The organism is Streptomyces sp. NPDC127108, assembly GCF_042677545.1.
Lineage (GTDB): Bacteria > Actinomycetota > Actinomycetes > Streptomycetales > Streptomycetaceae > Streptomyces.
This window is the reverse complement of sequence record NZ_JBHXTE010000069.1, coordinates 8,343-31,063: the sequence shown is the minus strand read 5'-3', so window position 1 is coordinate 31,063 and position 22,721 is coordinate 8,343. Positions and strand designations below refer to the sequence as shown.

20 protein-coding genes are annotated in these 22,721 nt (G+C 72.5%); 14 read left to right on the top strand and 6 right to left on the bottom strand.

The annotated features are described in order from the left end of the window. Positions 1 to 38: 38 nt before the first annotated feature. The 9 genes from ACFVHO_RS37860 (at position 39) to ACFVHO_RS37820 (ending at position 10,772) form a co-directional block, all read left to right on the top strand. Positions 39 to 1,946, top strand: a complete 1,908-nt coding sequence (locus tag ACFVHO_RS37860) for a PucR family transcriptional regulator (protein ID WP_385725039.1) — start codon at positions 39 to 41, stop codon at positions 1,944 to 1,946. A gap of 148 nt (positions 1,947 to 2,094) precedes the next feature. Beyond that, complete coding sequence (locus tag ACFVHO_RS37855) at positions 2,095 to 4,359, top strand: ATP-binding cassette domain-containing protein (protein ID WP_385725037.1); 2,265 nt, start codon at positions 2,095 to 2,097, stop codon at positions 4,357 to 4,359. Positions 4,360 to 4,546: 187 nt separating this feature from the next. Further along, entirely contained in the window at positions 4,547 to 5,191 is a 645-nt protein-coding gene (locus ACFVHO_RS37850) for a maleylpyruvate isomerase family mycothiol-dependent enzyme (RefSeq protein ID WP_385725035.1), read from the top strand. 293 nt (positions 5,192 to 5,484) lie between these two features. Further along, entirely contained in the window at positions 5,485 to 6,720 is a 1,236-nt protein-coding gene (locus ACFVHO_RS37845) for a cytochrome P450 (protein WP_385725034.1), read from the top strand. Next, a complete protein-coding gene (locus tag ACFVHO_RS37840; RefSeq protein ID WP_385725032.1) occupies positions 6,720 to 6,923 on the top strand; it encodes a ferredoxin in 204 nt (67 codons plus the stop codon). Before ACFVHO_RS37845 ends, ACFVHO_RS37840 begins: the two co-directional genes overlap by 1 nt. A gap of 228 nt (positions 6,924 to 7,151) precedes the next feature. Next, entirely contained in the window at positions 7,152 to 7,691 is a 540-nt protein-coding gene (locus ACFVHO_RS37835) for a GNAT family N-acetyltransferase (RefSeq protein ID WP_385725030.1), read from the top strand. 268 nt (positions 7,692 to 7,959) lie between these two features. Further along, complete coding sequence (locus ACFVHO_RS37830) at positions 7,960 to 8,613, top strand: DoxX family protein (RefSeq protein WP_385725028.1); 654 nt, start codon at positions 7,960 to 7,962, stop codon at positions 8,611 to 8,613. Between the two features lie 119 nt (positions 8,614 to 8,732). After that, on the top strand, positions 8,733 to 9,398 hold the full coding sequence (locus ACFVHO_RS37825; protein WP_385725026.1) for a GrpB family protein: 666 nt from the start codon (positions 8,733 to 8,735) through the stop codon (positions 9,396 to 9,398). 48 nt (positions 9,399 to 9,446) lie between these two features. Then, complete coding sequence (locus ACFVHO_RS37820; protein ID WP_385725024.1) at positions 9,447 to 10,772, top strand: deoxyguanosinetriphosphate triphosphohydrolase family protein; 1,326 nt, start codon at positions 9,447 to 9,449, stop codon at positions 10,770 to 10,772. A 40-nt stretch (positions 10,773 to 10,812) separates the two neighbouring features. On the opposite strand, the gene ACFVHO_RS37815 is transcribed toward ACFVHO_RS37820, so the two are convergent. Further along, entirely contained in the window at positions 10,813 to 11,628 is an 816-nt protein-coding gene (locus ACFVHO_RS37815; RefSeq protein ID WP_385725022.1) for an SAM-dependent methyltransferase, read from the bottom strand. 134 nt (positions 11,629 to 11,762) lie between these two features. After that, positions 11,763 to 12,809 (bottom strand): LacI family DNA-binding transcriptional regulator, encoded by a 1,047-nt coding sequence (locus tag ACFVHO_RS37810; RefSeq protein ID WP_385725021.1) that lies wholly within the window; start codon positions 12,807 to 12,809, stop codon positions 11,763 to 11,765. A 231-nt stretch (positions 12,810 to 13,040) separates the two neighbouring features. Here ACFVHO_RS37810 and ACFVHO_RS37805 point away from each other — a divergent pair, with 231 nt between their 5' ends. The 3 genes from ACFVHO_RS37805 to ACFVHO_RS37795 all read left to right on the top strand — a co-directional run bounded on the left by ACFVHO_RS37805 (position 13,041) and on the right by ACFVHO_RS37795 (position 16,110). After that, positions 13,041 to 13,988: a nucleoside hydrolase gene (locus tag ACFVHO_RS37805; RefSeq protein ID WP_385725019.1), complete on the top strand. Its 948-nt coding sequence runs from the start codon at positions 13,041 to 13,043 to the stop codon at positions 13,986 to 13,988. Beyond that, positions 13,985 to 15,436 (top strand): MFS transporter, encoded by a 1,452-nt coding sequence (locus tag ACFVHO_RS37800; protein WP_385725017.1) that lies wholly within the window; start codon positions 13,985 to 13,987, stop codon positions 15,434 to 15,436. The genes ACFVHO_RS37805 and ACFVHO_RS37800 overlap by 4 nt, the downstream gene beginning before the upstream one ends. A 203-nt stretch (positions 15,437 to 15,639) precedes the next feature. Next, entirely contained in the window at positions 15,640 to 16,110 is a 471-nt protein-coding gene (locus ACFVHO_RS37795; RefSeq protein WP_385725016.1) for a hypothetical protein, read from the top strand. Here ACFVHO_RS37795 and ACFVHO_RS37790 read toward each other — a convergent pair. The 3 genes from ACFVHO_RS37790 to ACFVHO_RS37780 form a co-directional block, all read right to left on the bottom strand. Next, entirely contained in the window at positions 16,080 to 17,336 is a 1,257-nt protein-coding gene (locus tag ACFVHO_RS37790; protein ID WP_385725014.1) for an MFS transporter, read from the bottom strand. The two genes, ACFVHO_RS37795 and ACFVHO_RS37790, sit on opposite strands and share 31 nt — an antisense overlap. Further along, a complete protein-coding gene (locus ACFVHO_RS37785; protein WP_385725012.1) occupies positions 17,333 to 18,265 on the bottom strand; it encodes a MerR family transcriptional regulator in 933 nt (310 codons plus the stop codon). Before ACFVHO_RS37785 ends, ACFVHO_RS37790 begins: the two co-directional genes overlap by 4 nt. A gap of 83 nt (positions 18,266 to 18,348) precedes the next feature. Next, positions 18,349 to 19,923 (bottom strand): protein kinase, encoded by a 1,575-nt coding sequence (locus ACFVHO_RS37780; protein ID WP_385725010.1) that lies wholly within the window; start codon positions 19,921 to 19,923, stop codon positions 18,349 to 18,351. 181 nt (positions 19,924 to 20,104) lie between these two features. On the opposite strand from ACFVHO_RS37780, the gene ACFVHO_RS37775 reads away from it, so the two are divergent. Next, complete coding sequence (locus ACFVHO_RS37775) at positions 20,105 to 20,653, top strand: hypothetical protein (protein WP_385725008.1); 549 nt, start codon at positions 20,105 to 20,107, stop codon at positions 20,651 to 20,653. Between the two features lie 57 nt (positions 20,654 to 20,710). Here the strand turns inward: ACFVHO_RS37775 and ACFVHO_RS37770 are convergent, their stop codons facing one another. Then, the gene (locus tag ACFVHO_RS37770; RefSeq protein ID WP_385725007.1) at positions 20,711 to 21,613 is read right to left on the bottom strand and encodes a class I SAM-dependent methyltransferase; all 903 of its coding nucleotides are present in this window, start codon (positions 21,611 to 21,613) and stop codon (positions 20,711 to 20,713) included. A 488-nt stretch (positions 21,614 to 22,101) separates the two neighbouring features. Between ACFVHO_RS37770 and ACFVHO_RS37765 the strand changes: the two genes are divergently transcribed. Further along, a complete protein-coding gene (locus tag ACFVHO_RS37765) occupies positions 22,102 to 22,596 on the top strand; it encodes a hypothetical protein (protein WP_385725005.1) in 495 nt (164 codons plus the stop codon). Positions 22,597 to 22,721: the final 125 nt, after the last annotated feature.

Sequence of the window (22,721 nt, the reverse complement as noted above, 5' to 3'; positions counted from 1 at the left end):
GGACATCACCAACTCCTCGGGCAGAAGGGGGAGATGACGTGCTGACGCTGGGCATGCTGGTCGGCAGGGCGGAGCTGGAGCTCGCCTTCGCCGGAGGTGTCGACACGGCCCGGTTCGAGGGCGTCGGCGTGGCCGGGCTGACGGCCCTGACCGTGTCGCAGCTGCTGGAGGGCGAGCCTCAGCGGCGCCTCGACGCCGGATGCCTCGTCCTGGTCACCGGGCTGCAGTTCCGCACCCGGGGCCGCGCGGAGGTCGCCCTGGAGACGCTCATGGAACAACTGGCCCTGGACAAGTGCGCCGGTCTCGTGGTGAGCCTGGCGCCCGGCGCGCACCAGCCGCTGCCCCAGGTGCTCCGCGACCTGTCCCACGCGCTCTCCGTCCCGGTGCTCGTCACCACCGCCCCGCTGCGGGAGTGGGCCAAGACGCGCAACCGCCTCCAGGAGAGCCGCCTCGCCGGGGCCGAGTGGCGCGCCAGCCAGCTCACCACGCTGGTGCAGCAGGTGCCGTCCGAACTCGCCGACCCGCGCGCGATGCAGCGCATCGCGGACTGGCTCGCGCGCGCCCTGCAGGTACAGGTCCTCGTGAGCGATCCGCACCGGGTGCTCGCCGCCTCGCCCGCCACGGCCGCCGAGGCCCTGGCCCCTGCGATCATCCACAGCTCCCTCGACGGCACGGCGTCCGGCCGGTCGTCGGGTCCGCACACCCGGCTCATCTCCCTCGGCCCGGCGCGCGGGGCGGGCACGGTCCTCGCCATCGCCCGCGGCACGGCCCCCTTCGACGACGCCGAGGTGCGCCTCCTCGGGCACGCCGCGAAACTCCTCGGCCTGCTCGACCAGGCACGCCGGGAGTACCGCGCGGCCGCCGAGACCTCCCGCGCGGCCCGCAGGGCGGCGGTCGAGCTGCTTCTCGACGGCGAGGTCGACAAGGCGCGGCGGGTGCTCGCCGCCCAGGCGCCCGGTCTCCTCGACGCCGACACGGTCCGGGTCTTCGTCGTCGAGGTCCCGTGCGCCCACCGGGACGTCGCGGTGCGCCGGTGCGAGGTCGTCACGGAGGGCCGCGCCCTGGTGATCGCCGACCCGCGCGCCGACCGCCGGATCCTGGTCGTCCAGCCGGTCCGCCCGGGCCGGGCCGACGACGGGGTGGGCGCCGACCTCACCCGGCTCGTCGCCGCCCTGGGCGCCGAGGCCTCCGTCGGCGGCAGCGGCGTCTACTCCATGTCCCTGCTCGCCGACGCGCTCCGGGAGGCGAGCGCCGCCCAGGGGTTCGCCCTGCTCCAGCCGGACTCGGTCGCGCTGTCCGCGCCGAACACGGATCTGATCGGCCTGCTCCCGCCGCGCGACGCGCAGCTGTGGGCGAGGAACCTGCTCGACCCGCTGATGCGTCACGACGCCCAGTGGGAGCAGATGCGCGAGACCCTGTCGATGGCCCTCGCCCACCCCTACACCGTCGCCGCGCGGCGGCTGAACCTGCACCGCAACACCGTGACCCGTCGCGTGGCCAGGGCCGCCGAGACGCTGCGCGTGGACTTCGCCTCCGTCGCCGACCGAATAGCCGTCGGCCTGGCCCTGGAGCTGGTCACCCACCGGGAGCCGCCGGCGCAGTCCATGACACCGGGCGCGTACGAGCCGACGCTGCAGTCGCTCCTCGCCTCGCCCCAGGTGACGGCGTGGGCGGACACCCTGCTGCGGTCGGCCCGCGGCGACCGCAGGGATCTGATCACGACGGCCACGGTGTGGCTCACCCACGAGGCGCACCTGGAGCCGGCCGCGCGGGCCCTCGGTCTGTCGGAGGCCACCGTGCGCTCCCATCTGCGCGCCCTTGAGGCGCACATGTCCCGGGACCTCGGGTCCCTCAGCGGCCTGCGCGACCTGCAGTTCGCCCTGCACGTCGCGACCGGGAAGGTCGAGATCGCGGAGAGCCGCGGCGTCCTGTGCCCGGCGACGTGAGCGACGGACCCACGGCACACAGGACGTACGGGGACCGAGGGACCTTGGCACGGGAGGCTCACGAAAAACAGAGGCATCGCACGCTCTGACTGAGTACGCTGTACGCTATTCATGCCGGACAGCTGTGCGAGCCGTACAAGGAGCCCCCGTGAAGGTCACCCCCGCCGACAGTCACACCCTGATCCAGGTCCGCGGAGCGCGGGAGAACAACCTCAAGGACGTCTCCCTCGACCTGCCCAAGCGGCGCCTCACCGTGTTCACCGGAGTCTCCGGCTCCGGCAAGTCCTCGCTCGTCTTCGCCACCATCGCGGCCGAGTCGCAGCGCCTGATCAACGAGACGTACACCGCCTTCGTCCAGTCGTTCATGCCGAGCGTGGGCCGCCCCGACGTCGACGAGCTGCGCAACCTCAGCGCGGCGATCGTCGTCGACCAGGAGCGCATGGGCGCCAACTCCCGCTCCACGGTCGGCACCGCCACCGACGCGTACACGATGCTGCGGATCATCTTCAGCCGCCTCGGCGTGCCGAACATCGGCACGTCCGGGGCCTTCAGCTTCAACCTGCCCGACGGCATGTGTCCCGAGTGCGAGGGCACCGGCGAGGTCTCGACCGTCGACGTGGACCAGCTCCTCGACCGCGAGAAGTCCCTCAACGAGGGCGCCCTGACCCTCCCGTACTACGCGGTGGACTCCTGGAGCTGGCAGATCATGGTCAACTCCGGCTTCTACGACCCCGACAGGAAGCTCAAGGACTTCACCGAGCAGGAGTGGGCGGACCTCCTGCACAAGGGCCCGGTCAAGGTGAAGGTCGGCTCCAACGGCTTCACGTACGAGGGCCTCGTCTCCAAGATGCAGCGCACCTGGCTCGCCAAGGACCGCGACGGACTCCAGCCGCACATCAGGGCCTTCGTCGACCGCGCCGTGGTGTTCCGGCAGTGCCCGCTCTGCGCGGGCGCCCGCCTCACCCAGGAGGCGCTGTCCTCGCGGATCGACGGCGTGAACATCGCGGAGTGCTCCGCGATGCAGATCAACGACCTCGCCGACTTCATCCGCTCCATCGAGGACACCGGCACCGCCCCGCTCCTCGCCAACCTGCTCGACCTCCTCGACTCGCTCACCGAGATCGGCCTCGGCTATCTCAGCCTGGACCGCCCCTCGGGCACTCTCTCCGGCGGCGAGGCGCAGCGCGTGAAGATGGTCCGCCACCTCGGCTCCAGCATCACCGACGTCACGTATGTCTTCGACGAGCCGACGATCGGCCTGCACCCGCACGACATCCAGCGCATGAACGACCTGCTCCTCCGGCTCCGCGACAAGGGCAACACCGTCCTCGTCGTCGAGCACAAGCCGGAGGTCGTCGCGATCGCCGACCATGTCGTGGACATCGGCCCGGGCGCGGGCACGGCGGGCGGCGAGATCTGCTACACCGGCGACGTGGCGGGCCTGCGCGCCTCGGGCACCCTCACCGGCCGCCACCTCGACCACCGCGCCAGGCTCCGCGACACCGTCCGCACCCCCAAGGGGCACCTGGCCATCGAGGGCGCCGACGCGCACAACCTCAAGGACGTCTCGGTGGACGTGCCGCTCGGCGTCCTGACCGTCGTCACCGGCGTGGCCGGGTCCGGAAAGAGTTCCCTGATCCACGGCTATCTGTCCGGGCAGGACGGTGTGGTCGTCGCCGACCAGTCCCCGATCCGTGGCTCGCGCCGCTCGAACCCGGCGACGTACACGAACCTGCTCACCCCGATCCGCAACGCCTTCGCCAAGGCCAACGGCGTCAAGGCGGCCCTGTTCAGCGCCAATTCGGAGGGTGCCTGCCCGAAGTGCAACGGCCTCGGGCTCGTCTACACCGACCTGGCCATGATGCAGGGCGTCGCCTCCGTGTGCGAGGAGTGTCAGGGCGAACGCTTCACGCCGGAGGTCCTCACCTACCGCCTCAACGGCAAGAACATCAGCGAGGTCCTCGGCATGTCGATCGCCGAGGCGTACGACTTCTTCCCGTCCGGCCAGCCGCACACCATCCTCGGCCGCCTCGCCGACGTCGGCCTCGGCTATCTGCGTCTCGGCCAGCCGCTGAACACCCTCTCCGGCGGCGAGCGCCAGCGTCTGAAGCTCGCCATCCACATGGCCGAGAAGTCCTCCACGTACATCCTCGACGAGCCGACCACCGGCCTCCACCTGGCCGACGTGGACAAGCTCCTCGCACTCCTCGACCGCCTCGTCGACGACGGCAACTCGGTCATCGTCATCGAGCACCACCAGGCCGTCATGGCCCACGCCGACTGGATCATCGACCTCGGTCCGGGCGGCGGCCACGACGGCGGCGAGGTCGTCTTCACCGGCACGCCCGCCGAACTCGTCATGGACGCGGACACTTTGACGGCCCGTCACCTCCGGGAGTACGTCGGGTCCTGATCGGCGCGGAGGCGGGCGGGCCGCCGACCGTGACCCGTCCGCCGCATCTCGTCGTGACCCAGGTCACATTCATGGATCGCTCACTTCTCGGCGGGCCGGTGGTCATACCTGCACTTCCCGCGCGGAGGTTCCGGCGGCCCGTGCCGTCGGAGTTCCGCTGGCTTCCGAGGTGAGGAGAGGCGTGGCCATGGGCACGAAGACGAACGCGGAGCGGATTCTCGGCTGGGTGGAGACGGAGCGGCTCGGCGTCGCCGACCTCCTGGAGGATCTCGACGACGCCGAATGGAAGGCGCCCTCGCTCTGCGAGGGGTGGGCGGTACGGGACGTCGCCGCCCATCTGACGCTGTCGACCCGCACGACGTGGCGCATGGTGCTCGGCGGCGCCCTGCGGGCCCGCGGCGACTGGAACCGCATGGAGGCCGAGTTCGCCGTGCGGCGGGCGGCCGCGTTCCCGCCCGCCGAACTGGTCGCCCAGATCCGGGAGACGGCGGGATCGCCGCGTCGGGCGCCCATGGCCGCCCCCGCTGATCCCCTGGTCGACTTCCTGGTCCACGGGCAGGACATCGCGCGCCCGCTCGGACGCACCCGGGCCATGCCCCCGGAGCCGACGACGACGGCTCTCGACCACGTCGTGGGCAGCCCGTTCTACGGCGCCCGCAAGCGCCTGCGCGGCCTGCGTCTGATCGCGACCGACGCGGACTGGTCGACGGGTGACGGGGCGGAGGAGGTCCGCGGCCCGGCGGGTGACCTGCTGCTCCTGGCGACCGGTCGCCCCGCCGGGCTCGCGGGCGTGTCCGGACCGGGCATCGAACGGCTGGCGGCAGGGCTCTAGGGCCTCGCGCGATCAGCGCTCGTGCGGCGCGTGAGGAAGGCCGTGGCGGGGGACCGGCGCGATCACGCCATTCATGTCAGCGACTGTCGCGAAAAGTTCCGGGAGAGCTGCGACCCCTGCGAGGTCATGGGGCGCGGCGGTCCCGGGAGAGCGTCACAAATCGGCCGCGATGCCGAACTCGGGGGCGTCCGGCGCGAAGTTGGCCGAACCGGGCATGTTCCAGATGCTTGCATGGGGCATGAAGTGAGGGTCGGGACACCGCACAACCCGTCCGAGCGCATTCGGAGGCCCCCATGGCGCAAGCCGCCCCCTTCCCCCAGGACCGAACCTGCCCCTATCACCCGCCCGCCGGATACACGCCGACCGCCACCCAGGGCCCGGTCAATCGCGTCACCCTCTACGACAACAGCGAGGCCTGGCTCGTCACCGGGCACGCCGAGGCCCAGGCCCTGCTCACCGACCGCCGCCTCTCCGCCGACCGGCAGCATCCCGCCTTCCCGATGATCGCCCCGCGCTTCGAGCTCTCCCGCCGGGAGCCGCTCGCCCTGCTCGGCGTCGACGACCCGCTGCACAACAAGCAACGCCGCATGCTCATCCCCACGTTCGGCGTGAAACGGGTGGCGGCGATGCGCCCCCGCATCCAGCACATCGTCGACGGGCTCCTCGACGCCGTCGTCGCCCAGGGGCCTCCCGTCGAGCTGGTCGCCGCGTTCGCCCTGCCCGTGCCGTCCATCGTGATCTGCGAACTCCTCGGTGTCCCGTACGCCGACCACGACTTCTTCGAAGGCGCCGCACACCGCATCCTGCGGGGCGCCACGGCCGAGGAGTCGGAGGCGGGACGCGTCGAACTCATCGACTACCTGGGCGACTTGGTCGACCGCAAGGCCAAGGCGGCCGACGCGGGCACAGGGCGGGCCGCCGCGGCCGACGCCACCCCCGAGGGCGTACTCGACGAGCTGGTACGGGAACGGCTGAGCAGCGGCAGCCTGGACCGCGACGAACTCGTCCGCATCGCCCTCATCCTGCTCATCGCCGGGCACGAGACCACCGCCAACATGATCTCGCTCGGCACCTTCACCCTGCTCGAACACCCCGACCAGCTCGCGGCCCTGCGCGCGGAGCCCGACCTGACCCGCGACGCCGTCGAGGAGCTGCTGCGCTTCCTGTCGATCGCGGACGGGCTGGTGCGCGTCGCCACCGAGGACATCGAGGTGGCCGGGCAGACCATCCGCGCCGACGACGGCGTGGTCCTCGCCGCCTCCACCATCAACCGTGACACCGCCGTCTACCCCGACCCCGACGACCTCGACGTGCGCCGCAGCGCCCGGCACCACCTCGCGTTCGGCTTCGGCATCCACCAGTGCCTCGGCCAGAACCTCGCCCGCGCCGAACTGGAGATCGCCCTGCAGTCCCTGCTCGCCCGCCTCCCCGACCTGCGGCTCGCCGTCCCCGCGGACGAGATCCGGATGAAGCCCGGCGACACGATCCAGGGCCTGGTCGACCTGCCCGTCACCTGGGGGCGCGGCTGATGCGCGTCACCATCGACACGGACGTGTGCATCGGCGCGGGCCAGTGCGTCCTGACGGCACCCAAGGTCTTCACGCAGGACGACGACGGCTTCAGCGAGCTGCTTCCCGGCTGCGAGGAGGAGGTGGACGACCCCATGCTGCGGGAGGCCGCACGGGCCTGCCCGGTGCAAGCGATCACTTTGCACACGGAGACATTTGACTGAGGGCTGAGGGCTGAGGGCTGAGGACTGAGGACTGGGCGCTGAGGGCTGAGGGTCCAGTGAAACCGCCTTGCCGGCCCCGAAGTTCGAAGGGGTCGGCAAAGCGGTTTCATCCTGTCGATGGCCGCTTTACCGAGACCCGGGGCCGGGGCCGGGGGCTGGGGCTGGGGTCTGAGGCCTGGTGACCGGGGCCCGAGGCCACACCGCACCGCTGACCTGGACAATGGCGCGATGCGCATCCGAGCCGTACACGATGGTGAGTTGACCCGCCTTCAGGACATCGAGCGGGCCGCCGGTCGCTGCTTCCGCGATGTCGGCATGGCGGAGATCGCCGACGACGAGCCGCCCACGCTGGACGAACTGGCGGGCTACCGGCGCGCCGGGCTCGCCTGGGTGGCCGTGGACCCCGCCGACTCCGCCGACGTACCGGTGGCCTACCTCCTCGCGGACCGCGTCGACGGCGACCTGCACGTCGAGCAGGTGTCCGTGCACCCCGACCACGCCCGCCGCGGCATCGGCCGCTCCCTGCTCGACCACCTCGCCGACCGCGCCGCGGCCGAGGCGGTCCCCGCGCTGACCCTCACGACCTTCAGGGACGTGCCGTGGAACGCCCCGTACTACGCGCGCTGCGGCTTCGCGCTCCTCGACGACGCCGCGCTGGGCCCGGAGTTGCGGGCCGTCCGGGCGAAGGAGGCCGCGCACGGCCTGGATCGCTGGCCCCGGGTGTGCATGCGGCGTCCCGTGCCGCCGTCCACCGCTGCCGCCCGGTAGGACGGGGAGGGAAGCGACGAGGGGTGAAATCCGGCCTCAGTGGGCCCGGGCGGTGTCTGTGACGGTCGGAGGGGTTCATACCGACTTGGTCTGGACCTATCATCGCTCGACATGAGCGGGCGAGCGTACGCCCTCGGGCCGGGGCAGGCGCCTCGGCCCCGGCAGGGCTTCCCGCCCGCGGGAGCCACACCGCTCGCCGTTCGGCACGCAGAGGGACCTCTCCTCCCTGTTCCCGTCCTTCCCCCCTCGGCACAAGGAGAGATCACGCATGACCACACCGTCCCGTCCCCCTCACTCCGCCCACTCCACTGATTCCCCCCACTCCGCCGACCCCCCGTCCCCGTCCTCATCCCCGCCGCCACCCCCACGCTCCTACGCCTCGCCGTCGACGGGCGCGCCCCGCCGACACGTCCTCGCGCCCGTCTCCGGGCCTCAACCCGGCGCCGATGTCGGCCTGTTGGTGCTGCGTCTCGCGGTCGGTCTCACGATGGCCGCCCACGGCTCGCAGAAGCTCTTCGGCTGGTTCGACGGCAACGGCCTCGACGCCACCGCGGCGTTCTTCGCCTCCGACGGCTACAAAGCCGCCAAGGCCATGGCCTGGGTCGCCGCGCTCACCGAGACCCTGTGCGGCCTCGGCCTCGCGATCGGCCTGCTCACCCCGCTCGCGGGCGCCGGGATCCTGGGCATCATGCTCAACGCCATGGCCGTGAAGTGGGGCGGCGGCTTCTTCAGCCCCGAGGGCGTCGAGTACGACATCGTGCTCCTGGCCGGCGCGGTGTCGGTGGCCCTGGCCGGGCCCGGCCGCATCGCCGTCGACGAACTGCTGCCGGTGCTGCGGGACCACCGCTTCTCGCGCGGGGTCGCGGCCGTCGTCCTGGGCGCGGTGTCGGCGGCGTTCGTGCTGGTGGTGCTGCGGGACTGAACTCCGGCTGTGGCCTTCCGCGTACGGCCGCCCCGGGCTGTCGGCGGCGACCCCGGCACCCGGCTCCCCGTGCCGGATCATGGGTACGCCACCCACACCGAGGTCAGGAGCGGCAGGCCATGCCCGAGCAGCAGAACCACGATCCGCAGCAGCCCCCCGCACCGGAGCCCGGCGACCACGTGCCCATGACCGCCGAGGAGATCGCCGCCGCCAACGTCGGCACCGCGCCCAGGCTCGACGGCCAGGTCACGCTCGTGGACCACGACCCCCGCTGGCCGCTGGTCTTCGCCGCCGAGGCCGCACGCCTCGGCGGCGCGCTCGCGGACGTGCGGCACACGATCGAGCACGTGGGGTCGACGTCGGTGCCGGGGCTGCCCGCCAAGCCGGTGATCGACATGCTCCTGACCGTGCCGGATCCGGGGGAGGAGGCGACGTACGTGCCCGCGCTCGAACAGGTCGGCTACGTCCTCGCCATCCGGGAGCCCGACTGGTACGAGCACCGCGTGCTGCGTCGGCACGACCTCGCGCCCGGGGCCGCGTCGGCGAACCTGCACGTGTTCCCGGCCGGCTGCGAGGAGACCGCCCGCATGCTCCGGTTCAGGGACTGGCTGCGCGCCCACGACGAGGACCGCGACCTGTACGCCCGCACCAAGAGAACGCTGGCGGAGCGGACGTGGGAGTACACGCAGAACTACGCCGACGCCAAGACGGGCGTGGTCGAGGAGATCCTCGCGCGGGCGGAGGGGGTGCAGGGGGTGCAGGGTGCGCGGGGGGCCGAGCGCTGACGTACGTTCGTCGGCTGCGGGCGGTGGCGGGGGGACTACCATCCCGTCATGCGACCGGCTCGGTACAGCGACGAAGACCTGGAACAGCACTCCCTGCGCCGAAGGGTCGCGGACGACGGACAGCGGTCGGGGTTCGAGCACGACGTCGACCGGATCCTGTACTCGACGCAGTGGCGCGCGCTCGCGGGCAAGAGCCAGGTCGTCGCCAGCGGTGAACTCGGCGCCTACCACACCAGGCTGACCCACTCGATGAAGGTCGCCCAGCTGGGGCGGCGGATGGCCGAGCGTCTTGAGCGGCGCTACGGCGGCCCGAACCCGGCGCTCGTCGAGGCGGCCTGCATGGCGCACGACATCGGTCACCCGCCCTTCGGCCACGCCGGTGAGACCGCGCTGCGGGCGACGATGGACGAGCTGCACCGCGCCGACGGGGTGCTCGACAGCTTCGAGGGCAACGCGCAGACCCTGCACATCCTCACCTTCCTGGCCGCGCACAAGTACCCCGGCCACCGCGGCCTGCATCTGACCCGGGCCAGCCTGGACGCGGCGACGAAGTACCCCTGGGAACGCGCCCCGCGCGACGTCGACCCGGCACGGCACACCAAGTGGGGTGTCTACGCGGTCGACCGGGAGGCGTTCGCCTGGGTGCGGGCGGGCCGCGACGACGACGCGGTGCCGGTCGAGGAGCAGGTGATGGACTGGGCCGACGACGTCACGTACGCCTGTCACGACGTGGAGGACTTCTACCGCACCGGACTGATCCCGCTGGCCGCGCTCTTCCCGCCGCCGGGGGCCGCGGGCGGCGACACCGAGCGGGAGACGCGGCGGTTCCTGGACTATGTGGAGGCCAAGCGCCGCCGCGCCGGTGACGCCTTCGAGCGGGACGAGGCGGTGGGCCTCCTCGCCGACATCGCCAAGGCCCTCTCGGTGCCGGGGCCCTACGCCGGGCGGCACGCCGACGACGTCGCCGTCAACGCCCGGACCGCCAAGCTGATCGACCACTTCACCCGGGACATCGAGCTGGAGGTCGGTGGCCCGGCGGCGATCCGCCACGGTGCGCGGCTCGTCGTCCCCGCCGAGCGCCGAGCCGCCTGCGACCTGCTCAAGGAACTGGTCTGGTGCTACGTCATCGACCGCCCGGCCCTCGCCACGCAACAGCACGGAAAGCGACGCGTCGTCTCCGAACTGCTGCGCTGGACCCATGAGTCCCCCGGGCTCCTGCCCACCGACCGGGCCGAGGAACTGGAGCTCCACGGCGACCCGTTGCGGGCCGCGGCCGACCACGTCGCGTCCCTGACCGAGGACCAGGCCATGACCCTGCACCGCCGCCTGTCCGGTACGAGCCTGGGATCCGTGAACGACGCCGGGTGGCTGTGAGGAGCCCCTCGGCGGACGGGCGCGCGCCCGGCGCCGGGCGTCAGCGCTTGAGCGCGAGGCCCCCGTGCTCGCCGATGGCCACCGGAGCGGGGGACCCGGGGGCCGGGCGCCAGAAGGGGACCGAGACGACGCCCGGTTCGAGGAGTTCCAGGCCGTCGAAGAAGGCCGTGATCTGGTCGACGGGGCGCAGGTAGTAGGGGACGGCGCCGGTTTCGTTGTAGGCGTCCTGGGCCTGTTCGTAGTCGGCGTCGACGCCCCGTGAACCGTCGTTGATGGAGAGGTAGCTGCCCGGGGGCAATCCCTTGAGGAGGCGGGCGACGATGGTGCGGGCCTGGTCGTAGTCGGCGATGTGGCCCAGGATGTTGCTGAGGATCAGGGCGGTGGGGCGGGTGAAGTCCAGCGTCTCGGCCGCGGCCGCCAGGATGCGGTCGGGGTCGGTGAGGTCGGCGTCCACGTAGGCGGTCGCGCCCTCCGGGGTGGAGGTGAGCAGGGCGCGGGCGTGCGCGAGGACCATCGGGTCGTGGTCGGCGTAGACGATCCTGGTCTCGGGGGCGAGCCGCTGCGCCACCTCGTGGGTGTTGTCCACGGTCGGCAGGCCGGTCCCGATGTCCAGGAACTGCCGGATGCCCGCCTCCTCGACCAGGTACGTGATGTTGCGGGCGAGGAAGGCGCGGCTGCTGCGGGCGATGGTCACGATGCCGGGGTAGACGGCGCTGTAGGCGTCACCGGCCGCCTCGTCGACGGGGTAGTTGTCCTTCCCGCCCAGCCAGTAGTTCCAGATCCGGGCCGAGTGCGGCACCGACGTGTCGATGTGCGGGCGCGCGGCCGGGCCGGGCGTCGTCGAGGGGTCGGTCATGGCACCGTCCGTCTTCTGCCGAGGCGTGAACTGTCTCACCGCACAAGGTACGTCCCGATGACCTTCAGGGGGACACCGGATCACGTTCGGGGACGAGCGGACCTCCCAGGAGGAAACGCTCGGTCAGCGCCGGGTCAGCGCTCCGTAGCAGCGGCGCCCGCCCCGCCGCCCCACTCGCCCGCCCCCGGCGCGCTCGACTCCCGTACGACGAGGTCCGGCGCGAGCCGTATCGCCCGCTGCGGGCCCTCGCCGCGTCCGGCAAGGCGACGGTTCAGCAACTGGGTGGCCTCCGCGGCCAGTTCGGCGACCGGCTGGCGGACGGTCGTGATGCCGGGGGCGGCGAGCGCGGCCATCGGGATGTCGTCGAAGCCGGTGACGGCCACGTCGCCGGGCACGTCCGCGCCGAGCTGCTGGAGGCGTTGCAGCGCGCCGACCGCGATGAGGTCGTTGGCGCACACCAGCGCGTCCGGCCGGGCGTCCCACACCAGGTCGACGGCGGCCCGGCCCCACTCCACGGAGAAACCGCCGAGCGCCACTCGCCCGGGCGCGCCCGGATCGAGGACGGCGGCCCCGGCCGCGTACGCCGCGCGCCGTTCGGCGGCGGCCGACGCCGTGCTGTCCGCGCCCAGGTAGCAGACGCGGCGGCGGCCCGTCGCGGCCAGATGCCCGAGGACGAGGGCCATGCCCGCGGCGTTGTCGACCGCCACGGAGTCGGCGATGCCCGGGCCGCAGCCGCGGTCCATCAGGACCAGCGGCACCCGGGCGGCGGCCGCGGCGACCGCGTCGCGGCTGCGGCGCTCGTCGGCCGGGACGACCAGGAGCGCGTCGACGCGACGGCTCAGCAGGTCGTCGATGTACTCGGCCTCGGCCTTCGGGTCGTCGTCGCAGTCGGCGAACAGCACGGCGCGGCCCTCGGCGTGCAGGGCGTGGGTCAGCTCGCGGACCAGGGCGGGGTAGAAGGGGTTGGTGATCTGCGGCAGGACCAGGCCGACGGTGCCGGTGGAGCGGCTGCGCAGGGCGCGGGCTGCCTGGTTGGGCCGGTAGCCGAGGGCCTCGGCGGCCTCGCGGACGCGGCGGGCCGTCTCCGGGCCGACCGGGCGCGTCCCGGCGAGGACCCGGGAGACGGTGGCGACGGAGCAGCCGGAGGCCCGGGCCACGTCCCGCAGTGTCACATCAGCCACGCCTCGGTCCCCCTTCGGTGCGTTTCGGCAAACGTTATCAACGGCGGGAGTAGGCGACCAGGCTTTCTTTAGGCCTGGTGGGAGGGGTGAAACAGGGCCATGTGACGGCACGCGGGTCGGACGTGCCGCAGATCATTGACATAATTCGTACGCCTCCACAAAGTCTTTGGAGAACGTTTTCCCGAGCGCCGCCCCGACGTGGCAGCTCAGCCGAACAAAGAGGTTCCGCCGATGGCCCGAAAGATCATCCTCGACTGCGACCCCGGACATGACGACGCGATCGCCATGCTCCTCGCGCACGGCAACCCGGACGTCGAACTGGTCGCGGTCACCACGGTCGTCGGCAACCAGACCCTGGAGAAGGTCACCCGCAACGCGCTCTCCGTCGCCCGCATCGCCGACATCACCGGCGTCCCCTTCGCCGCCGGCTGCCCCCGTCCCCTGGTGCGCACCGTCGAGACGGCCCCCGAGATCCACGGCGAGAGCGGCATCGACGGCCCCGTCCTGCCCGAGCCCACCCTGGAGCTCGACCCCCGCCACGCCGTCGACCTCATCATCGACACGGTCATGGCGCACGAGCCCGGCGAGATCACCATCGTGCCCACCGCGGGCCTGACGAACATCGCCCTCGCCGTGCGCAAGGAGCCCCGCATCGCCGAGCGCGTCCGCGAGGTCGTCCTCATGGGCGGCGGCTACCACACGGGCAACTGGAGCGCCGTCGCCGAGTTCAACATCAAGATCGACCCCGAGGCCGCGCACATCGTGTTCAACGCGGGCTGGCCCGTCACGATGGTCGGCCTGGACCTGACGCACCAGGCCCTCGCGACGCCGGAGGTCACCCGCCGCATCGCCGAGGTCGGCACCCGCCCCGCCGTCTTCGTGGGCGAACTCCTGGACTTCTTCGGCGCCGCCTACCGCGAGGCGCAGGGCTTCGAGCACCCGCCGGTGCACGACCCGTGCGCGGTCGCGTACGTCATCGACCCGAGCGTCATGACCGTACGCAAGGCCCCCGTGGACATCGAGCTGACCGGCACCCTCACCCTCGGCATGACCGTCGCGGACTTCCGCGCGCCCGCCCCCGCCGACTGCCGCACCCAGGTCGCCGTCGACCTGGACCACAAGCGGTTCTGGGACCTGGTCGTGGACGCCCTCGAGCGGATCGGTGACGTGCCCGCGTGAACGCCTCCCTCGCCGAACCCGCACCGTCCGCCGCCTCTCCCGGCGGCCGACCCGTCCGCGTATGGGTCCTGGTCACCGCGCTCCTCGCGGCCTGCTTCGCCTTCCAGCTGAACGCGAGCATGCTCAGCCCCGCCCTGAAGAGCGTCGAGGACTCCCTCGACGCGACCTCCGCCGAGGTCGGCCTGACCCAGACGGCGTTCTTCACGTCCGCCGCGCTGTTCTCGCTCTTCCTGCCGCGCCTCGGCGACCTCATCGGCCGCCGCCGCGTGCTCGCCGCGATGATGGCGCTCATGGCCGTCGGCTGCGTCGTGGCCGCCCTCGCGCAGAGCGTGCCGATGCTGTTCGTCGGCCGCGTCATCCAGGGCGTGTCCGGGCCGACCGTGCCGCTCTGCCTGATCATGCTGCGCAACGAGGTCCACGAGCCGAAGCGGTACGGCACGCTCCTCGGCGTCATCACCGCCGTCAACGGCGGCATCGCGGGCGTCGACTCCATCGCGGGCGGCTCCCTCGCCGACCACTACGGCTTCCAGTCCGTCTTCTGGGTCATGGCCGTCGTCGCCGGACTCGCCATGGTCCTCGTCGCCACGCTCACCCCGGAGTCCACCGCCCGCGCCGCCGGCGCCGACAACCGCATGGACTGGCCCGGCGTGGCGCTCCTGGTCGTCTCCGTCGGCGCGGCCCTCATCGCCCTCAACGAGGCCGGGAAGCTCGGCAAGGCCAACTGGCCGCTCGTGGCCGGGCTCGCCGTCGTCGCCGCGCTGGCCTTCGCCGCGTTCTGGCGCGCCGAGGACCGCAGCAAGCACCCCCTCGTCGCGACCCGGCACCTGCGCCGACGCTCCACGTGGGCGCTGCTCCTGACCACCGTCCTGACGATGACCGGCGTCTTCGCCGTCATGAACGGCATGATCCCCGCCTTCGCCCAGAACGCGGACGCCGGATTCGGGATGAGCGCCGAGGCGTCGGCCTGGTGGACCCTCACCCCGTACGCCCTCGCGGGCCTGGCCATGGGCCCCCTCGCCGGACGCCTCGCCGCCACCCACGGCTACGGCAAGGTCCTGCGCGTCGGCCTCATCGGCTCGGCCGCGACCGTCGCCCTGATGCTCGTGACCCTCCAGGCGGACTCCCGCGCGCTCCTGCTCGTCTCGTCGGTCCTCATCGGCGTCACCTACGCCGGAGTCGGCAACATCGTCCTCAACGGCCTCGGCATCGTCCTCTCCCCGAAGGAGAACCCGGGCTTCCTGCCGGGCCTGAACGCCGGCGCCTTCAACCTCGGCGCGGGCCTGAGCTTCGCCCTCCTCTACGCCGTCCAGACCGCCGCCGAACCGGCCGACAAGACGTCGACCGCGGGCTACTCGGCCGCCATGATCGCCGGTGTCGTACTCATCGCGGCGGCGTTCGTGACGTCCTTCCTCATCCCCAAGCCGGTGGAGGCGGAGGCGCACGAGTGAGGGCCGCAGGGCGCGTGGCCGCGCGTCTTCGGTGACGCGGCCCCGGTGACGCGATCTCTGTGATGGGGGCGTCCCATCCGCTCGGCGGGTGGGGCGCCCCCATGCGTTCGGCTCAGGCTGGGACGCCGCTTCGGCCTGTGGGCACGTGTGTCCGTGGGGCAGCATGGAGCCTCACATCGGCTGGCTGCGGAGGGGGCGTTGGCATGGGCTACGAACTGCACGCGGTGATCGCCGAAGGCGCGTTGCTGCGGGGCGCGGTGCGCGAGATGGCGGCCGCCCGCCTCGCACCGCTCGGCCAGGGCCTTGCGCTGATGCCGATGACCGACGAACTCTTCGACGCCGTCACGGACGGCGGACCCGTGAGCCCGCTCGGGTTCTGGCGGCTGCCGGGCGGCTTCGACACCCACCTCGCGAACTGGTCGGCCACGGGGCCGATCGCGTACGTGGAAGCCGAGTACTTCGGCGGCGTGGGCGAGCAGCGGGCCGCCGTGTGGGACGGCGGCACGCTCGCCCTGGGGCCGCTCCACGTGGGGGAGGGCCAGGACGTTCCCGCCGCCGGGAGTCCGGTCTCCCGGGCGCTGCGGCGGCTGGGCGCGGTGGCGGGCACGGCCGAGGACGAGTTCGCGGCGGTGGGCCTGGGGCGTCACCGGGACCCGGAGGCGTGGCTCGCCTGAGGAGCCCGTACCGGAAACCGACCCACCACAGCGGCGAGCACGGCGACCCCCGGCACCACCGCCAGCGCCGTCCCGCTCCCCGCCCCCGCCGCGACCTGCGCGAAGACCGCCGTCCCGACCGCCCCGCCCGCCAGGTCGAGGGCGCTCAGCCACGACATGGTCTCGGTGACACGTCCCGCCGGCGCGAGATCCCCGCCGGCCGTCCGCAGCGCGGCGAAGACGGAGCCGATGGCGAGCCCGGCCACCGGGCAGACGAGCAGGACGACCGGCGGCGACACCCGCGCCGCGCAGGCCAGCGCGCCCGCGCCCGCCGCGAAGACGCACAGCAGCACTCCGATACGGTGGCGCGGCCCTCCCGACAGGGCGGGCACGGCCCCGAGAACAAGACCGCCCACGACGCTCCCGACGGACAGCGCGCCGAGACACCACCCCGCGTACGCGGCCGCGCCGTGCTCCCGCGCATAGCTCGGCAGCACCACGTCCATGCCGGTGACGGCGCACACGAACAGGCCGTTCACGGCAAGGAGACGGCGCAGCGGCGCGCTCCGCAGCGGCCCCGCCCCGTGCCCGCGCACGACCGGCCGCGGCGTGACGGGCAGGCCGATCAGCGACCCGACCGCCCCGGCTGAGAGGACGGCCACCACGAGGAGCGGAGCGACCGGCGAGACCGACACGCTGAGCCAGCCCGCGAGCGCGGGGCCGACGACGAGCGCGGCGCCCGTCATCGCCGAGTCGAGCGCCATCGCCGGACCGAGGAGACGGGTGGCCGCCCCTTGCCAGACGGTACGCATCATGACGGCGACCGGCGGCGCACTGGCCCCGAGAAGCGTGGCGAGCGCGAGCAGCCGCAGCGGCGAGCCCTGTTCCCGCACGACGACGACCAGGAGCGTGCCGGCCCCCACCTGCCCGGCGAGACAGCACAGCAGCACCGGGCGGTGGGAGCAGCGGTCCACGAGCCGCCCCCGCAGCGGAGCCGTGAGCCCCTGGCCGATCGCCGCACAGCTCATCGCCAAACCGGCCACGCCATATGAATGGTGACGGCTGATCAGGAGCAGCAGGCTCAGCGACGTCATGCTGATGGGCAGCTTCGACAGCAGGCCGGTCGCCGCGATTCGCCAGAAGCCGGGTACTTCGCGCAGTGCGCGGTATCCGGACGGCGTCCGGTGCGCGGCGGGTTCGCTCTGCTGCCCGGTGGGCTCTGTGAGTTCGTCGGAGGCGCTGGTCACCGTGCGCGCAGTGCCGCGACGGACCAGTCCAGGACCGGCGCCAGACTGTCCGGCGGAGGCCAGCCGTTGACGACGGCGAGCAGCTCCAAGTACCGGTCCCGCCGAGGGTCGTTCATGCTCTCCAGGCGGGACAGCAGCCTTCGGCGCAGGTCGGCGGGTTCGAGGCGGTCGCCGAGGACGTGCGCGTAGTGGGTGGTGAGATCGGCGACGACCTGCTCGGCCTCGGGGGCGTCCGGGGCGATGCCCGCCGCCAGGGCGGGGGTGACGCGGGCGCGGAGGGCCTCGGCGAGGACACGGGGGAGGCCGGTGGTGTCGTCCGGAGCACGGTCGGACGCGATGTCGTGGGCCATGCCGTGCATGCCGGCGCGGAAGCCGGGGTCCTGGAACAGCTCGGCCAGCTCCACCCACGCCTCGATCTGTTCGACCCCCGGGTCGGCGGGCAGCTCCGGCGTCATCGACCGCTGGACGCCGATGAACTCCGGATGTCCGTGCAGGCCGTCGAAGACCGCGGCGAGGAAGTCGTCGACGAGACAGCGTCGTTCGGCCTCGGAGAGCTTCGCGAGCCGGTGCACGAGGTCGAGCTCCTGAGGGGTGGAGCCGCGCCGGGTCACCGCCGTCAGCACGGCGCGCCGCAGCCGAAGACCGCGGATCTGCACGTCCAGCGCCTCGGCGTGGGCCGCCGCGACCTCGGCGAGCGACAGCTCCCGCTCGGCCACCTTGCGGATCGTGTCGAGGTCCAGACCCAGATCACGCAGGGTCCGCACGAGTTCGAGCCGGGCGACGGCCTCGGTGCCGTAGCGGCGATAGCCGCCCGGACTGCGGTCCGTCGGCTCGACGACGCCCCGGTCCGAGTAGAACCGGATCGTCTTGACGGTCAGTCCGGTACGCCGGGCCAGCTCACCGATCGAGTACAGCGCTTCGTCGCTCATGGGCCCACCTTGCAGTCTCCCCCTACGGGAGACTCAAGCGGCTCCTCGCCCCGACGCCGCCCCCTGCTTGGAAGCCGCGGCAGTCACGCCTCGGGCGGCGGGCGGTCGGATGTGGCCCGCAGCCGGAACGTGGCGATGCGACACCACTGCTGGGTCGACTCCTCGGTGCCCAGGAGGTCGCCGTCGTCGAAGCGCTCCGGGCGCAGATGGACCCACCGGATGGCCTGGTGGTGTTCGTAGCCGACCCACAGCGAGATGTGCTGCGACATGGCGGCGGAGACCGTGGCGTACGCCTCTTGGTGCGCGGCGCTCCCGGCGCCACTGGCTGCGGCCGCCCTCTCGATCAGCTGGGCCCGCTCCCAATCCGCCTCCTGCCGGCGCCGTGCCTGGAGGGGCTTCCACTCGTCGACGTACGCGTTGTAGAGGAATCCGCCCACGATCGTCGCGCCGAATCCGCCCGCCGTGATGAGACCGGACGTGCCCAGGGACTGGCCGCTCTCACGGCCCGAAGCGATGAGGATCAGGGTCACGAGGCCGCCGACGAGCAGGGCCACGACGGCGTACAGGCCCACGAGTTGGCTTCCGGTCAGGCCTCGGGAGATCACCTCGTCGCCCGGCAGCAGGCGGGGCACCGCACGCGGGTGAGCGGCGAGCCGTGTGGGCGGGTGGACCTCCGGTGCCGCCTCGGGCTCGCCGTGAGGGCTCGAAGTCGCGCCGCGGGTCACTGTGTCGGGGGCGACGGCCGCCGCGGCGGTGTCGGGGGCTGCTGCGGGTCCCGGTTCGGGAGGTGCGGGTGGCTCCGGCTGTGCCTCCTGGGGCACGGGCAGGGCCGCGATCCGTTCTCGTGCCGCATCCGCGTTCGGCGGTCTGTCCCCGGGCCCCTTGGCGAGGAGGTCGAGGAGCAGGGTGTCCCAGGCGGGCGGGAGCCCGTGGCGGCCCGCGCTCGGGGGCAGGGGAGTGTCTTCGACGTGCTGCCGCAGGACACGTTGCCAGGGTCCCTCGGCGAAGGGAGGCCGGCCGACCAGCGTCGCGTACAGCAGACATCCCAAGGAGTAGAGGTCGCTGCGTCCGTCGAGCGCCGTGCCGCCACCGGCTTGTTCCGGGGACATGAACGCGACGGTGCCCAGCACATCGCCGGTGTGGGTGAGCGTGGTCAGGTCGATGCCGTCCCTGTTCAGCCGCGCGATGCCGAAGTCCAGTACGGTCGCGTGCCCGTCCGGGCCGATCATGACGTTCACGGGCTTCAGGTCCCGGTGCACGATTCCCGCTCCGTGCATGACGGTGAGGGCCTTGCAGATCTCGCCGCCCCAGCGGGCGATCTCGGCGAGCGAGGGGCTGCGGACCGCGAGCACCTGGCTCAGCGGACTTCCGGGCACCTCCTCCATGACCAGGTACAACAAGGGGCTGCCGTCGACCTTCGCCTCGCCGGAGTCCTGTACCTCGACGATGTGGGGGCTGCGCAGCAGGGACGCGACCGCGAACTCGCGCTGGAACCTGCGAGCCAGTTCCGAGAGGCCCGTCCCGGCGGGGGCGAACACCATCTTCACCGCGACGAAGCGCTGTCGCACGATGTCCCTGGCCCGCCACACGGTGCCCATGCCGCCGGAGCCGAGTGGCTCGCACAACTGATAGCGCCCGTCGAGAACCGCCCCCCGCATGTGCAACTCCTCTCGCGCGAAGGCCAGTTGGCCGTTCACCGGACAATTCTCGGCCGGACGCGCCAGGTCCGCCACCGATCGCGCGGCAAGCGGGCCCCGCACGCGACCCGGTCGGACGATTTGACCTCGAGCGCACTTCAGGTTGCAGGATCGGAGTACGTCCTGTGAAAGGGGATTGGGCATGGCGTCGTACCGCTCGCAGCTGGACCCGCACGGGGCGCTGTCGGCAGCAGGCCGGGAGGAGACGGGGGAGAGGGCGGGAGCGGGGTCGGACCTGCCCGGTGGCTCGGCGGGGCGGGATGCCGCGCGGCGCGGGCTCGCGCTCGTGCGGGCCTACGCGCGCGAGGACGCCGCCGGGGTCGCCGCAGCCCTCGACGGCGCGGACCCCGCCGCGGCCCGCCAACTGCCCTCCGTCACCGGGGACATCCTGCGCCTGGTCATCGGCATCGTCCTGTCGGTCCCGCGCACCCTCACCCCGTCGGACGTCGTCCGCACGGCCGACGCCATCGCCGCCGCCGGGCCGCCCCACCACGAACTCGCCGTGTCCCAGGCGGTGCGGTCCTGGGCCGAGGGGGACGACGCCGGGCTGCGGGCCTGGGGGCGGGACGAGGCGGGGTGCGCGCACGGCGCGGCGGTCCTGGCGGCGGCGCTGGCGGTGGGGGCCTGGGGGAGGGAGCCGTTCCTCGGTCTGCTGGAGACGTTCGACGAGGTGGTGGACGCCTGCGGCTAGCCCGGTGGCCGCAGGGAAGTGGACGGCCGGGGCGGGTGCGCCCCCGCCGCGTCGCCGCTATTCCTGGGGCTTGCGCAGCAGCATCAGGTAGTAGTCCAAGTGGTCCCGGCAGAAGGAGCGGTAGGGACCCATCAGCGGGTCGGTGTGGGTGAGGGCCTCCTTGCCGAAGCGCTCCTCGATCTCCGTACGCCGGTCCTGGTACAGGGTCGACATCAACTCGGAGCACAGCACGGCGTTGGCCGTCATGTCCTGCACCCGCACGACCCGGAAGCCGGTCTCCTCGATCTCGCCGACGAGGGTGGAGAAGGGGCGAAGGGGCGGACAGGTCCACAGCCGCGTGTACGCCGACGACTGCTCCTCGGTGGGCGTGCCGCGCAGCGCGAACTCCGTGAAGAGCAGGTGACCGCCGGGCCTGAGCACCCGCAGGGCCTGGCGCAGGGCGGCGGGCCGGTCGGACAGATGGGGCACGCAGTCGATCGACCAGGCGGCGTCGAACGACGCGTCGGGATGGCTGAGCTCCATGGCGTTGCCGTACGCGAAATCGACGCGCTCGCCCGCCGGGTGGCCGCGGCGCCGGTCCTCGCACCGGGCCAGCTGGGTCTTGCTGACGGTGATGCCGGAGACCCGGCCGCCGGTGCGCTCCGCGAGGCGGAGGGCGGGACCGCCGGTGCCGCAGCCGATGTCCAGGAAGTCCGGGGCCGGCGCGTGGCCGACGGCGCCGTGGAGCGTGTCGACGAGGAACTCGGTCTGCCGGTCCTGTGCGAGGTCGGCGAGGCCCACGAGCGACGTGACGGGCGTGGCCTCGCCGTGCGGCACGAACATGCCGATGTGCACGGCGGTCGACCCGAGCGTCATCGCGAGCAGGTCGCCGAACTGGTCGTACATCGCCCCGACGTCGTCGGGGGTGGGGTTCGAAGTGGCGTGCGCGCCGTCTGTGTTCGTCGTCGGGTTCTTTGCCAAGGCGGTCTCCTCCGAACAGGTGCGGGCCGCCGGGCCCGCGCGGACAGGTCCGTTCCCGTGCACCCGTCCATTGCACCCGCCACAGTGGCCCCCGTGACGACGCAGTCAAGCCACGCCCGACGTCCCCGCGAGGGGCGAGAATTAGCCACTGCAATCGAGTTCCGTGAACGCGTCCGGGCGGCTGGCGGCGGGGCCCCGCCGGGAAATGCCCGGTGCGGCCGACCCCGGAAGTTCACCGGAAACACCCCGGTAAAGCCCCCTTCGGAACCCGTTCCGGAGTACACCTCTCCATGCCTTACGATTGTCCGGCTTCTGTCACGGTGCCGTGGTGACGCGCTGGCTGACTTGTTCTCCTGTGTCGTCCTCGTGCTAGGAATACGGGGCGCGCCGCAGGGACGTGAATCGTCCGGCGCGAACGTATTGCATCGTGCTGTCAGTTGGTCCCACGAGGGGCCACAGGGGGAAGAGGTAACACCGTAGTGAACCGCATGCGCACGTCCGCCGCTGTCCTGGCGACCGCCGGGGCCATCACCGCCGCTCAGCTCGGTCTGGCCGGTGCCGCGTCCGCGTCGGAGGGGCCGAACGCCGCTCCGACCGCGTCCAAGGTCGCGCCGCGCAGCGCCGGCTGCCCGATCGACATCGTCTACACGTCGAGGTTCTACACCAACTCGAACGGCTGGGTCACCGGCAACGGCCTGTACTTCGGCCTGAAGAACAAGAGCACCAAGAGCTTCAAGAAGGTCACCTTCACGGTGACCAACGTGAAGAACATCCGCTTCGGCAGCGCCAAGGCGAAGGGCGGCAAGGTCACTCGCAAGACGTCGAGGACCGTCTCCGTCCACACCAAGACCCTGAAGAAGAAGGCCAGCCTCGGCGTTCAGGTGCGCACGCGGCTGCTGAACACCAGGTCCTACAAGGTGAAGTTCAGCGTCCGCGGCAACGGCTGGAACTGCGCGGTGAACCAGGGCACCTGGGGTCGCTGACCTCAGCAGGCCCAGGGAGGGCGGGGCGAGGCCCCTGACCTCCTGACGACGTGAAGCGGAGCCCCGTCGACCTCGGTCGACCGGGCAGCCCCGCGGTCCCGGGGCCCCCACGCCCCCACAGCCGC